The organism is Streptomyces sp. CB01881 (genome assembly GCF_002953255.1).
Classification (GTDB): Bacteria; Actinomycetota; Actinomycetes; order Streptomycetales; family Streptomycetaceae; genus Kitasatospora.
In genome coordinates, this window is record NZ_CP026498.1 from 11,236,203 (window position 1) to 11,249,368 (window position 13,166).

At 74.1% G+C, this 13,166-nt stretch carries 11 protein-coding genes; 2 read left to right on the forward strand and 9 right to left on the reverse strand.

All coding sequences use genetic code 11. From position 1 onward, the window contains the following. Positions 1-96: 96 nt before the first annotated feature. The gene (locus tag C2142_RS38500) at positions 97-915 is read right to left on the reverse strand and encodes a LysR substrate-binding domain-containing protein (RefSeq protein WP_148647409.1); all 819 of its coding nucleotides are present in this window, start codon (positions 913-915) and stop codon (positions 97-99) included. A gap of 69 nt (positions 916-984) precedes the next feature. Here C2142_RS38500 and C2142_RS38505 point away from each other — a divergent pair, with 69 nt between their 5' ends. Then, complete coding sequence (locus C2142_RS38505) at positions 985-1,878, forward strand: NAD(P)H-binding protein (RefSeq protein ID WP_148647410.1); 894 nt, start codon at positions 985-987, stop codon at positions 1,876-1,878. Positions 1,879-2,473: 595 nt separating this feature from the next. Here the strand turns inward: C2142_RS38505 and C2142_RS38510 are convergent. From C2142_RS38510 to C2142_RS38525, 4 genes are all read right to left on the reverse strand, one after another. After that, positions 2,474-2,701 (reverse strand): hypothetical protein, encoded by a 228-nt coding sequence (locus tag C2142_RS38510; RefSeq protein WP_148647411.1) that lies wholly within the window; start codon positions 2,699-2,701, stop codon positions 2,474-2,476. 82 nt (positions 2,702-2,783) lie between these two features. After that, complete coding sequence (locus C2142_RS38515) at positions 2,784-3,248, reverse strand: hypothetical protein (RefSeq protein ID WP_148647412.1); 465 nt, start codon at positions 3,246-3,248, stop codon at positions 2,784-2,786. Beyond that, positions 3,245-3,835 carry a sigma-70 family RNA polymerase sigma factor gene (locus tag C2142_RS38520; protein WP_148647413.1) on the reverse strand — a complete coding sequence of 197 codons (591 nt, stop codon included), beginning with the start codon at positions 3,833-3,835 and terminating at the stop codon, positions 3,245-3,247. The genes C2142_RS38515 and C2142_RS38520 overlap by 4 nt, the downstream gene beginning before the upstream one ends. A gap of 45 nt (positions 3,836-3,880) precedes the next feature. Then, the gene (locus tag C2142_RS38525) at positions 3,881-4,333 is read right to left on the reverse strand and encodes a hypothetical protein (protein WP_148647414.1); all 453 of its coding nucleotides are present in this window, start codon (positions 4,331-4,333) and stop codon (positions 3,881-3,883) included. Positions 4,334-4,863: 530 nt separating this feature from the next. Here C2142_RS38525 and C2142_RS38530 point away from each other — a divergent pair. Continuing rightward, positions 4,864-6,492: an alpha/beta hydrolase gene (locus tag C2142_RS38530; RefSeq protein WP_162002669.1), complete on the forward strand. Its 1,629-nt coding sequence runs from the start codon at positions 4,864-4,866 to the stop codon at positions 6,490-6,492. Positions 6,493-6,560: 68 nt separating this feature from the next. Here the strand turns inward: C2142_RS38530 and C2142_RS38535 are convergent, their stop codons facing one another. The 4 genes from C2142_RS38535 to C2142_RS38550 all read right to left on the reverse strand — a co-directional run bounded on the left by C2142_RS38535 (position 6,561) and on the right by C2142_RS38550 (position 13,161). Further along, entirely contained in the window at positions 6,561-9,854 is a 3,294-nt protein-coding gene (locus tag C2142_RS38535) for a BTAD domain-containing putative transcriptional regulator (RefSeq protein ID WP_148647416.1), read from the reverse strand. A 583-nt stretch (positions 9,855-10,437) separates the two neighbouring features. Further along, positions 10,438-11,214 (reverse strand): MATE family efflux transporter, encoded by a 777-nt coding sequence (locus C2142_RS38540; RefSeq protein WP_148647417.1) that lies wholly within the window; start codon positions 11,212-11,214, stop codon positions 10,438-10,440. An 837-nt stretch (positions 11,215-12,051) separates the two neighbouring features. Then, positions 12,052-12,261 (reverse strand): hypothetical protein, encoded by a 210-nt coding sequence (locus C2142_RS38545; protein WP_148647418.1) that lies wholly within the window; start codon positions 12,259-12,261, stop codon positions 12,052-12,054. A gap of 195 nt (positions 12,262-12,456) precedes the next feature. Then, positions 12,457-13,161 carry a carbon-nitrogen hydrolase family protein gene (locus C2142_RS38550; RefSeq protein ID WP_148647419.1) on the reverse strand — a complete coding sequence of 235 codons (705 nt, stop codon included), beginning with the start codon at positions 13,159-13,161 and terminating at the stop codon, positions 12,457-12,459. Positions 13,162-13,166: the final 5 nt, after the last annotated feature.

Here is a 13,166-nt window from a genome sequence, read left to right on the forward strand (position 1 = left end):
GCTGGTCGCGTGCGGGAGTCTGCGGCCTTGATCGTCCATCAGCACCTGCCTTCGAGAGCTCCGTCATGGCCACCGGGCCCTGCCACTGACGACGCGTCAACCGGTGTGAGCCGTCAGCACCCGTGCCGCGGTGGCGAGGAAGGCGCGCACCCGCGGCACGGTGCGGCCGGCCAGGACGGCCAGGCAGGTGCGCACCGGCGGAACGTCGGTGACCGGCAGGTAGACCAGGTCCGCCCGGGAGTACATCGCCGCCACACTGGCCGGCACCAGCGCGACGCCGCCGCCCAGCGCGATGACCTCGAACTTCTCGTCCAGAGAGGAGGCGCGCCGCCGGGGCTCGGCGTTGAGCAGGGTCTCCCCGGCCAGGTCGACGGTGGTGATCGCGGCACGGCGGGCCAGCGGGTGGGCGGCGGGGAGGCAGGCGACCCTGGTCTCCTCGCCGACCGGCAGCAGCCGCAGCCCGGTGGTGTCGAAGGGTTCCCGCAGGTAGCCGACGTGGGCGCGGCCGTCGCGCAACGGCCGTTCCTGCTCCCACCACGGGACGCCGAGCAGCTCCACCTCCACGCCCGGGTGCTCGGCGGTGAAGGCCCGCACCGCCTCGGCGACCAGCAGCCCCGGCGCGAAGGCGACCACCAGCCGCTCCCCGCCGTGCGCGGCCTCGTTCACCCGGCGCACCGCGGCGTCCACCGCCCCGAACACGTCCTTGCACTCGGCGTGCAGCTGCTCGCCCGCCGGGGTGAGCTCGACGCTGCGGGTGGTGCGCCGCAGCAGCGCGCAGCCGAGCTCCTGCTCCAGCGCCCGGATCTGCCGGCTCAGCACCGGCTGCGCGATGTACAGCGCCTGCGCGGCGCGGCCGAAGTGCCGGTGCTCGGCGACCGCGGCGAAGTAGCGCAGCTTGCGCAGGTCCAGATCCATACCTCAAGGGTATCAATGAGCCGCGAAGGGTATTGGACCCCGCAGGCGGCGGGCGCGCAGCATCGAAGCATGCTCCTCATCACCACGCCCACCGGCGACATCGGCAGCCAGCTCGTCCGGATGCTCCTCGACAGCTCCGACGCGGCATTCCGCGTGATCGCCCGCGACCCTGCCCGCCTCCCCTCCGACCTGCGCGAACGCATCGACGTGGTCACCGGCTCGCACTACGACCCGGCTGTGCTGGACCGCGCCCTCGACGGCGCGGACGCCCTCTTCTGGAACGCCGCGCCCAACCCGGCCGCCACCACCCTGGACGAGGTCTACGCCGGGGCCGCCGCCACCGCCGCCAAGCTGCTGGCCGCGCACGGCACCGGCCACGTGGTGACCGTCTCCGCGCTGGGCCGCGGCACGTCGCACCAGGCGGACGCGGGCCTGGTCACCGCCTCCCTTGCCATGGACGACGCGCTCTCCGCCGCCGTCCCGAACTTCCGCGCCCTGGCCAACCCCTCCTTCATGGACAACCTCCTGCGCCAGGCCGCCCAGCTCCGCGACCCTGGCGTCTTCTCCGGCCCCATGCCGGCGCAGTCGCGCCAGCCCACCGTGGCCACCCGCGACATCGCCGCGGCGGCGGCCCGGCTCCTGCTCGACCGCTGCTGGACCGGCTCCGCCGAACAGCCCCTGCTCGGCCCGGAGGACCTCTCCCCCGATGAGCAGGCCGCGACCGTCTCCGCCGTCCTGGGCCGCCCGGTGACCTACCGCCAGGACCCCCTGGACTCCGTCGAGACCCGCCTCCTGGGCTTCGGCGCGTCCCCGGCCTTCGCCGGGGGCATGGCCGCCATGGTCCGCGCCAAGGCCGAACACGGCCTCGACACCGGCGTCCCGCGCACCCCGGAGACGGCCACCCCCACCACCTTCCGCCAGTGGTGCGAGCAGGTCCTGAAGCCCGCCGTGGAGAACGGCTGACCGCGCGCCCGTCCAGAACGCTCCTGTTCCGCCCCGCCGGCGGGGCGGGATCTGATAGGCCGCCTGCAACGAGGCGGCCGCGCCGTGGCGCGAGGCCTTCGAGGACCTGGACGAGGACGTCCTGGCGGAGGCCGCCGCCGAGGCACGGGCGTTCGACGGCGATCCGGTGGCCGCAGTCGACGAGCTGGAGCGCTCCCTGCTGCTCCAGGTCGCGGACTGGCAGCAGGCGATCAGCGCGCTCGGCCGCGACCTCACCGCGGCCACAAAGGAGCGGCCGCGGCAGGCGGCCGACTTCCCGTCCCCGTTCCGGGCACGCATTCCGGTGCTCCGGGTCGCACTGCGGTGTCGGACCCGCAGCCCGGCATCGGGTCCGCTTCGTCGGGCGGCCGAGGTGTGCCCGCCGCCCGAATGGACGCGAGGAGTGGCCCGACTCGAACACCACTACCGCGGCGCAGCCACGGCAGCACCCTGCGCTCCGGGCGCTGCTTTAGGTGCACCCGGAGCTGGTGGCTGGCGGCCGCCGGGAATAGACGGCCGCCGCCCCCCAGCACCCCTGGGGACGGCGGCCGGGGGCGTCCTCCGCGCCCGGTTGTGACTAGCGGCTGGTGAGCCACCAGGTGAGCAGGGTGAACACACCCGCGCCGGCCCCGTACCCGAGACCGCGGGCGGTGTGCATCGTCGCGGTCCGGAGCAGCCGCCTGCGGTGGCGACGCCTGTCGCACGTGCGGCAGTCACATGCGCCTGTGCTGACGACGGCACGGCTGCGGTCGACTCGTTCGCAGGCCCGGTCCCGGCGGAGCTGGTGGTGGTGCATTCTGGTCACGGTGACCTCCTCGCTTGTAGGTGGGGATTGCCTGGCCCGCCGCTCTCTTGGCCTAGGAACCGGGGCGGCGGGCCCATGTGCACTACAGGTCCTTCGACCGACGCTGCTCCCGCTCCCGATCGAGCCTGTGCGGCAGCTCGATCGGCAGGCCGCGAAGAACCCCGACGGTCGTCGCGAGGGGGACGGTGACGTGCACGCTGAGACGTCCGGCGATCGTGAGGGCGACCAGGGTGGCGATCACGGAGCCCGTCACGGCGTTGGCGAGCGCGGAAGTGGACGCCGCGGCCTTGAGGACCAGCGCGAGGAGATCCAGCCCCGGCCAGTCGCGAGACGACTGGCCGGGAACCCAGGTGGTGCGCGCCCGCTTCCTGCCGGCGCGGGCACGGGCCTCGGCCTTGGTTTCGGCTGCCGCCCGGGCCTGGAGCATGCTCAGGCGCTTGGCCGCCTGCGGTTCGTCCTCGCTGTAGGCGCTCTGGAGTGCGTGGTAGGTGTTCGTCAGGGTGTCGGTGATCTGTCCCGAGTGGTCCAGCGGGTCGTCGTGCCTCATGCCGTCGCCTTCTTCTCCAGGTAGGCCAGGACCGTCTCCGGCTTGTTCCGGTCCTTGTCGATGATCTTGCGAAGCTTCGCGCTCGCGCGGGACAGGCGGGCGCGCAGCGCGCTCGGCTTGATGTCCAGGACCCTCGCGGCCTCTTCCCGGTCCATCCGCGCCACGTGGACGAGGACGAACACCTCGCGCAGCTTCTGCGGAAGCCGGTTGACGAGGCCGAGGACGTACCGCTCGCCCTCGCGCAGTTCGAGGGCTTCCGCCGGCCCCGTCATGTGGGCGAGCGAGGAGTAGGCGGCGGCGCCGACGGCATCGGGAAGGTCGGCGGGCTCCACCGGATGTCCCCACAGACGGCGGCGGCGCTTTCGGTGGTAGTCGCGGGCACCGTTGAAGGCGGCCGTGAGCAGGTACCCCGACGGGTGGGGCACCGGTCCCTCCCGCTGCGCTTTGAAGAGCGCGACGAACGCGTCGTCGGTCACGGCTTCGCTGTCCAGTCCGTGATCGCCGTACAGCAGTTCCACTCGAGCCCTGACGATCGGGTACCACTTCCTGAAGAAGTCCTCTGGCGAGCAGAGAGCGTCTTCCTCCATGAGTCATTGCCTCTTCGCTCTACGGGGCCCGCAGGCCGATCGTGTCTACAGAGCGTTAGGCGCCCGAACGGGCATCAGCGTTACATCCACCCCGCAGGAAGCACAGTCAGGCACCAGGGGTTCGGTGGCCGCGGCCCGAACCGACCACTTCCCCAGCAGCACCCTGCCCCGTCGGCTACGCCAGGGCGGCGACCAACATGCCCACGGCCGCCGCTCGACGGCGGTGCTCTCCTCCACCATGCTGACGGAACCGGTCGCGTCCGGCAGACGGCCGATCATCCGCCCGTGGCGGCCCCCGAACAGCGCCATCGGCTCCAGCCCGCGCTCGCCCTCCACCACCGTGATCCGCCGAAGCGGCGCGCTCATCAGCCGCACCGCGAACGAGCGGCGCCGCCCGTTCGGCACTCCGCTCAGACGCATGCGGCGCAGGTCGATGTCGTCGACGACGAACAGCTCCGCCCGACGCCGTGCCAGCGTCGGCGCCGCGCTTCGCACCACCCGGGCCCCGCAACCCGACGTCCTTCAGGAACCGCCACTGCTCGAACGTCAGGTGCCGCACGTCCATCTGCGACACCGCCCCCTACGCCAGGACGTCCCGTCCGTTGCGGCGCCGGTGATAGGGCCGCCGCTCCAGCAGTCCCTCTTCGACCGTCCAGGAGTGGAAGTTGCCGACCGCCGTCCGGCGCCGGCGCCACGAAGCCGGACTCGGCGGCGCCTCCTGGTGACGGCTGCCCGAGCCCACGCATCTACCTGAACGCAATGGTCAGGCGCCACAGGGGGATTGCGGATGCCTCCCACGCTGCGCGCGCCGCCGACGCGGTCTCGCACCAGGCCGCAGCGGAAGCAGCCGGCCACTGGGCCGTATCGGCGGTGCGCCTCCCACAGCCCTGCCGGACGGCGCCTGAGCTGCTGCCAGCGGGATGCCAGCGGTCTGCCAGCGGGGTGCGGAACTGTCGCATGTGCCGGGCGGTGCGCCGCAACCGAGGAGCGCCTACGACTGCCCGGACCGTCGACGAAAGGGCACCCGCGTGACTCGCACCTCCCCTCCCACCGGCCCGGCCGCAGGACCGCGCCGCCCCAGGGCCTCCCGCACCGCGAACCGGCGAGCAGCAGCCTCCTGGCGGCCCGTCGCCGGTGCCGCCGCGGCCGCGCTGCTGGCCGCGGTGTGTCCGGCGACCGCGGTGGCCGCGCCGGACACCACCCCGGTGCCGCGACTCGCCTGGGCGGCGTGCGCGGACGGCTTCGAGTGCGCGACCGCCCGCGTCCCGCTCGATCACCACGACCCGCGCGGCGCCGGGATCGACCTCGCTGTCATCCGGCACCCGGCGCAGGACCGGGCCCACCGGATCGGCTCGCTGTTCTACAACCCCGGTGGCCCGGCCGTGGCTGGCACCGAGGCCCTGCCCATGATGCTCGGCCAGTTCCCCGAAGAGGTGCGCCGGCGCTTCGACATCGTCAGCTTCGACCCGCGCGGCACCGGCGCCAGTGCACCCGTCCAGTGCTTCGACGCCCCGGCGGACGAGCAGGCCCTGCTGGCGGGCACGGCCGCCGGCTACCCCGAGGGCGCGGACCAGCAGAACGCCTGGGCCGACGCCTACCAGCGCCTCGCCCGGCAGTGCGCGGCCCGCAATCCCGCCCTGCTGCCGCACATCTCCACCGCCAACGTGGCCCGGGACATGGACCTGCTCCGCCGCGCGGTCGGCGACCGGCAGCTCAACTACCTGGGCACCTCGTACGGCAGCTACCTCGGCGCCACCTACGCCAACCTGTTCCCCGGCCGGGTCCGCGCGATGGTCCTCGACAGCGCCCCGGACCCGGTGGCCTGGTCGACCGGCCGCGGAGACCAGGCCGCCACCACGGGCAGCCTGCTGCGCAACGGCAGCGACGTGGCCGCCGGCCGCGTCCTGGACGCCTTCCTCGACCAGTGCGGCCAGGCCGGCCCCCAGGCCTGCGCCTTCTCCGCCGGGACGGCCGCCGCGACCCGGGCCAGGTACGGCGAGCTGCTCCAGCGGCTGCGCACCCGGCCGGTCGCGCTCGGCGGGGCGACCGTCACCGCCGGCTCGGCCGTGGAAACGACGATCATCTCGCTGTACGCCACCAACCCCGTCGCGAAACTGCCCGTCGGCTGGGCCCAGCTCGGCGCCACACTCCAGATGCTCTGGACCGCCACCGAGGCGCCTGCCACGCCGACCGCACCGCTGCCGCCCGTCCCCCGCCGGTCTCCGGACCAGGCGCTCGCGGTGGTCTGCTCGGACAGCGCCGTCCCGCCCGCCCGGGCCGACTACCCCGCCCTGGCCGCGTCCGCCCGAGCCCGCTCCGGCGAGGCCGGCCCGTACTTCGCCTGGGCCGACGAGCGCTGCGCCGACTGGCCCGCCCGGGACCGCGACCGCTACGACGGCCCGTGGAACCGCCCGACCGCCAAGCCGATCCTGGTCGTCGCCAACACCGGTGACCCGGCCATGCCGTACGAGGGGTCCCGCGCGATGGCCCGCTCGCTCGCCCGCGCGCAGCTGCTGACCGTCGACGGCTACGGCCACACCGTGCTGGCCAACCCCAGCGACTGCGCCGCCGAGCACGAGACCCGCTACCTGATCGACGGCATCCTGCCCGCCCCCGGTACGGTCTGCGCCCCCACCAAGCCGCCGTTCAGCGGCTGACCGCACATCCGGCCGGCCGCGCCACCCACCCCCGGGGGGGCGCGGCCGACGTGCCCCCCGGGGGTCGGTCAGCCCGCCTCCAGGGCCAGCGACTCCGGCCGCGACAGCGCCCGGCCGCGCTCCCAGGCGGCCCGGAAACCGGCCTCCCCGAGGGTCTCGGCGCAGCCGTCCAGGACGGCCCGCAGCTCCGGATCGCCCGCGTCGTGGGTCCCGCGCAGGCCGTACGCGGCACCCAGTGCCGCCGCCCCGCGTGCCGCCTCGCCGAGCGCGAGGCAGTACTCGGCGAACCCCTCCAGCACGTCCGCCCGCACTGGCTGGTCGCCGCTGTCCGCGGCCAGATCCAGGGCCCGGCGGTGCAGCGGGCCGGCCGCGTCCGGCGCGCCGCGCCGCTGCTGGGTCCGGGCCAGGCTGGTGTGCAGCAGGGCGAGCAGGTGCAGGCGCGCGGGGGCGCCGGGGCCGGTCGCCGGCAGCTGCTCCAGGCGCCGCAGCACTTCCTGCTGGCCGTGCAGCGCCGCCTCCACGTCCCCCTCGCGCCGGGCGAGTTCGCCGAGCGCGTAGCGGGCGGCGGCCTGCAGGTCCGGGTCCCCGGCCCGTTCGGCTGCGGCCAGCGCGCGCTCCAGGTCGGCCCGGGCCGCGGCCGGTTCGCCGCAGCGCACCCGCAGCCGGCCCGACAGCAGCAGTGACAGCGGCGCCTCGCCGGAACCGCCCATCTCGGCGTCCCGTTCACCGGCCTCCGTCAGCGCCGCGAGGGCCTCGTCGGCCGCGCCGGTGACGGACAGCAGCGCGGCGAGCGTGACCAGCGCCATGGCCAGCCCCCAGCGGTCGCCCAGGGCGCGGAAGCCGTCCACCGCCCTCCGCAGGCAGTGCTCGGCGTGCCCGATCCGGCCCGCGCCCAACTCGATCCGGCCGAGCACCAGATGGGCGGCGGCCCGCATCCACCGGTCGGAGTGCCCGGCGAACCGCTGCGCCGTCGCACCCACCGCTTCCGCCGGCCCCGCCATGGCGAGCAGCAGCGCGGCGGCCAGGGCGACCGGGTGGTCGGCCTGCTGTGCCGTGTCCAGCGCCGCGCCCATCGCCTCGGACGGGATCACGGCGCCACCGGTCTCCCGGAGCGGGGCGGTGAGCTGGGCCAGGATCACGCACAGGGCGTGCGCCTGCTCCAGACCGGGCGGCGGAGTGCAGCCGTGGACAGCGAGAACGGCCGCCGTCCGCTCACCGGCCTCACGGCCCTGGCCACGCATCAACCAGGGCCAGGCCCGGGCGGCCGCCAGCCGCAGCGCGTGCTCCGGCGGGCCGACGGCGACCGCCCGGCCCAGTGCCGCGTCCAGGTTGCCCTGCTCCGCGTCCAGCCGGGCCAGCCAGCCGATCTGGCCGTCCGTCCGCAGCCGGGCCTCGGCGTTCTCGGCGAGCTCGACGAAGCAGCGCAGGTGGGCGGCGCCGGTTCGACCGTCCTCGCCGGCCTCGACGAGCCGTTCGGCCGCGTAGGCGCGAACCGTCTCCAGCAGCCGGTAGCGCACCGTGCCGGTCTCCCGGCCGACGGCCGCGACCAGGGACTTGTCGACCAGGGACGCCAGCAGGTCCTCCATGACCGTCGGGTCGGGCGCCGGCCCGCCCGGCCAGTCCCCAGCGCAGACCAGGTGTGCGTCGGGGAGGGTCGCCCCGCCGGCGAACACGGAGAGCCGTCGCAGCAGAACGCGCTCGTCCTCGTCGAGCAGCTCCCAGCTCCAGCCGATGACGGCGCGCAGCGTGCGGTGCCGGTCGGGAGCGGTGCGTGAGCCGCGGTCCAGCAGCCGGAGCCGGTCGTGCAGCCGCGCCGCGACCTGTCCGGGGCTCAGGGCCCGCAGCCGGGCCGCCGCCAGTTCGAGGGCCAGCGGCAGGCCGTCCAGCTCGCGGCAGATCCGGACGACCGGCTCGACGGTGTCGTGGTCCAGTGTGAAGCCGGGGCAGGCTGCGGCAGCCCGTTCCGTGAAGAGGTCGACGGCCGGGTGCGCGAGCGCTTCCTGGGCGGTGGAGCCGGGCTCGGGCACGGCGAGCGGTGTCACCGGCCAGAGCGCCTCGCCGGTGATTCCGAGCGGTTCGCGGCTGGTGGCCAGCACGGTGAGCCGGGGCGCGGCGGCCAGCAGGCGATGGGCCAACCGGGCCGCGTCCTCGATCAGGTGCTCGCAGTTGTCCAGGACGAGCAGGACGTCATGGCCCTCCAGGGCCCGGACGATCCGGTCGACGGGATCCCCGGCCGGATCGCCGGCAGGCAGGCCGCCGGCCAGCACGCCGGCCTCCGCCGGGCGGCAGACAGCAGTCAGCACGACCTGGGTCACTGCGTCGGGCCCGTCGACGCCCGCGAGTTCGGCGAGCCGTACGTCCGTCGTGGGCGGGGCGGCCCTCGCGGCCGCAATCGCCAGCCGGGTCTTTCCGACACCGCCCGGCCCGGTCAGCGTCACCAGGCGGAAGCGGTGCAGGCGCTCCTTAACCGCTGCCAGCGCCTCGTCGCGGCCGACCAGAGCGGTCAGCCAGAGGGGTAGTGCCGCCCGCCCGGCCGGGAACCCTGCGGGAGCCGGGGCCGGCCTGGGCACCGGCGGCTTCGCGCCCGACAGCACACGCAGGTGGACGTCCCGCAGTTCGGCCGACGGGTCCGCACCCAGTTCCTCGGCCAGCGCCCGCCGGGTACGTTCGAACACCTCCAGCGCCGACGCCTGTTGCCCGTTGGCGTGGAGCGCGCGCATCAGCCTGACGGCGGCCCGCTCGCGCAGCGGGTGGGTGACGCAGAGCCCGGTGAGCTCGGCGACCAGCCGCGGCAGCGCTTCGGTGCCGCCGAGCGCGAGGAGGGCGTCCGCCCGGTCCTCGACCGCCGCCAGCCGCAGCTCCGTCAGCCGGGCCGTCGGCGCGGAGGTGAACCCGGCGCTCGCGGCGCCCGCGAACGGTGCCCCGCGCCACAGTTCCAGTGCCCCGTCCAGCAGCGCGACCGCCTCGGCGAACCGGCCTGCCGTCAGCGCCGCCCGCCCCGTGGCCACCCGCTGCTCGAAGTCCCAGGCGTCCACGCTCGCCCTGGGCAGATCCAGCAGATACCCGGCGGGGTGCGAACCGACCACCGTCCGGTTGTCCCCCAGCGCCCGGCGGAGCCGGGAAACCAGGGACTGCAGGGCGCCGACCGGCTCCTCCGGCGGCGTGTCCGCCCACAGGTCGTCCACCAGACGCTCACGGGTGACCACGCGCCCGGGGTCAAGAGCCAGCCGGACCAGCAGCAGCCGAAGCCGCACCCCGCCGACCTCGAAGGCCGCCCCGTCGTCCCCACCCCGCACGACCTGAAGCGGCCCCAGAACGTTGATCCGCACCCCGCCCGCCCCTCGCTCAGCACCAGCCAGCATCCAAGATCATTATCCCGATGTCCCGCCAGGCCCGGACGGCAGGGCACGATCCGAGCGAGGCCTCATGGCCGCACCACGGGACGGCGTGTAGAACGTCCCCTCCAGTGACGAACGCGTAGCGCATCCGGGCCCGCCCAACAGCGTGCTGGTCGGCGCTGAGGAGCGGCGGAAGACCAGCCGTCAACCCGGAGCGCCGTTCATCGCGACACCAGGACCGTGGCATCGCAATGTCCCACAGCCCAACAGGCACCCGCAGGTCAACCCACCCGCGCCCAGGCCCTGTGCCGATTCGAGGACGAGGTCAGGGGATTCTGGAGGTCACGGCCCAGGCCGTCGTGGTGGAGGACGCGGAGGCCGGGCACAGGGTGGTCGCGTTGATCGACCTGTTCGAGGCGGCGGACTTGATCGTTTCCCGAAATCGCCCCTGCCCGCCCTCCCCGGGCGGGACCCGGCCGAGTTGACCGGCCACCGGCTGCCGCTGTCCGCGGCCGCCGACGCCTACGACCTGTCCGGCCGCCGCGAGGCCTTCAAGACCATCCTCGCTCCGTCCGAGACGCGACCCCTCGGGGAGGTCCGCGGTAACTCAGCCAGTCGTGGCAGCTGTCCGGGCGCTGCCCTCGGCTGACAGTTTCCGGATGTGCCGTACGGCGACGAGCGGCACACTCACGCCGATCAGATTGCAGTACGCCACCCCGGCGTCGCCGCTGATCAGCCGCGCCAGTGGCTCGTGCACCAGCCACACCAGTACCGCGATCGCCACGTAGACCATGACAGTGACCTCGATGCCGCCGCGCATCAACGCGCGCATCCGCTGCCAATCGCCTTTCCCGCGCAACTGGTTGATGGTGATCGCCGTGGCCGTGCCCAGGACCATTCCCGGCAGCAGTACCACGTTCTGCATGGTGGACACGACCGTGAACCCGGCCACGGCGTCCTGTCCGTAGTTCCCGAGGACGCCGATGACCGCGACGTTGTACGCGGAGATCAGGAGGAGCGACATGGCGATGGGCACGCCGATGCGGCGCAGGCCGGTGAGGACTTCGCGCCGCCAGATCAGGACGGCCGGGGGATGCCACAGCTCGGTGCGGCGCAGCAGCACCAGGCCCATGGTCAGGCCGGTCAGACCCGCTGTCGCCTCGGCGACGGGCACCGCCGCGATCCCGACGTCGGTGCCGAGCCCGAGGCCGGCCACGAGACCGATCCGTACGCTCGCCGTGCAGAAGACCAGAAGGGTGGCGTGCCGCACATACCCGTAGCCGCGCAGGCTGGACGCGCAGAGCTCCGTCCCGACGGCCAGCAGATTGGCGGCGCTGGTCCAACGCAGGAAAGAGATGAAGGTTTCCCGCCGCTCGGCGTCCACATGGAAGAGACCCGTCAGCAGGGGGGGCCGCGATCGCGAGGACCAGGTACAGGGCCGCGCCGAGCCCGAGCCAGACCCTGGCCAGGCTGGCGGCGTTCGCCATGACGTCCCGGGGACGCCCGGCCCCCTTGCTGATCGCGGCGGCGACCTGGTTGGAGACCGCGAAGCCTACGGTCACGGCGAGGACGACGAGGCTGACCGGCTGATACAGCGAGCGAATGTAAACGGCGTCGCCCCCCATACGCCCCAGAATGGCGACGATGCCGAGCTGGACAGCGAAATTGAGGGACTCGGCCACTAAAAGCGGAACAGCGAGGCCCGATATGGTGCGCCACACACCCCTTCCTTCATGCGTGGCCAGGGAAAACATACGGACCTCCGGGAGTGCGACGGCTGGGCGTGAAGGGGGGAAGAGTCGCGGGACGCTATCGACATTCACCGACGAATGTCCACGGAGGCTGGCCAGTTCAGGCCGCTGCCGCGTCGAACCGGCACAGGCTCAGGTATCCCGGGCGAGGGTCGTAGTCGGCGAGGACGACCCACATCGCCGGCGGCCGCACCCGCCTCGCGAACGCCCGCTGGCAGCGCCCCGGATTCTGGACCGACTACCACCACGGCGACCCGCAGGCCCTGGCCGACTACGACCAGGTGAAACGCGAGCTCCTCGCCGCCGCCCCAGCACCCGAGAGCTGACCCCTGTGCCCGGTGTCCTCTCCCGCGTCCGGACGGTCAGGTCAGCAGCCCGACGGCGACGGACCAGATCAACTGCCGAGTAGCCGAGGGGAATCTCACCCCTCGGCTCTCACAGAGCGGTCGAGGCCTGCTCGGTCGGGGCGGTCACGGCCGGGCGCCGGTCGTGCAGGCGGGCTCGTGCCAGGTCGTGCGGACGACCAGGCCGCCCGGACAGATGTGCTCGCTGGACCAGGTCCGGCAGCACCCGCCCGCGCCGCGCCGGCGGGTCGGGGCCGGCGGCATCTGGGTGCGGGACGCGACGGCGGCGGCCGCCGGGTGGCGACGGCGACCGCGGTGCCCGGTGGGATTCGTCATGCGAAGGCTCTGCCCGCCCCGGTCCTCCGGCGAACCCGGCCACCCCCCGAACGAAGCAGCCCGGCCCGTTCCATCCGCGCACTGACCTGCGCCGACACCCGAAACTCGCCGGGAGCCGGGGCGGAACTCACCAGTGCCTCGGGGTGGAACTCACCGGTGCAGGTCAGCGGGGGTGGCGAAACTCCCCGCCGCAGGTCAGAACGCCGTGCGCTCATGGCTCCTGGGGTCGGCGTCGGCGCGGTGGCTGATGTAGAGGTCTGCGCGGGCGAGCCTGCGCCAGGGCCGGACGCAGCGCATCGCGATGTCGATGTCCGCCTCGGTGGAGTGGAGGTCAAGGTCGGCGAGTGCGAGGGCGGGTCGGTTGTCTGCGTCGGTGCGGTGGAGCCAGCGGCCGCCGGGGGCGACGATGCCACAGGGTGCGCCGGCGGCGCACTGGGCGGGGACGGCGTGGCCGAGCCAGTAGTTGTCGAGGGTGCCGTAGGCCTGGGCGACGGTGGCGCGGGCGGGGTCGTCGACCATCACGGAGACCAGGACGCAGTCGACGTCCAGGCGTTCGTACTCGGCGAACAGGGCGGGGAAGTTGGCCTCGATGCAGATCGCCAGGCCGAAACGGACCCCGTCGACCTCGAAGACCGTCGGCTCCGGCCGGCCGGGGGTGTAGAGGTAGGACAGCTCGGTGTTCGACAAGAACCGCTTGTCGTACCGGGCGACCAGGCGACCCTGGTCGGACCAGGTGTCCTCGGAGGCGGCCTCGACCTCCTGGAGGCGGTGCAGCAGCCGGCGGTGGTCCCGCTCGGCCTGCTCCGCCTTCTGCTCCGGGGTGAGCCGCTTCGCTCCGGGTCGGTCGCGCTTGCGGCCGGCGCCCGGGCGGCGGGTGGCCCGGGCGCTCGCCGCGCGCATCAAGG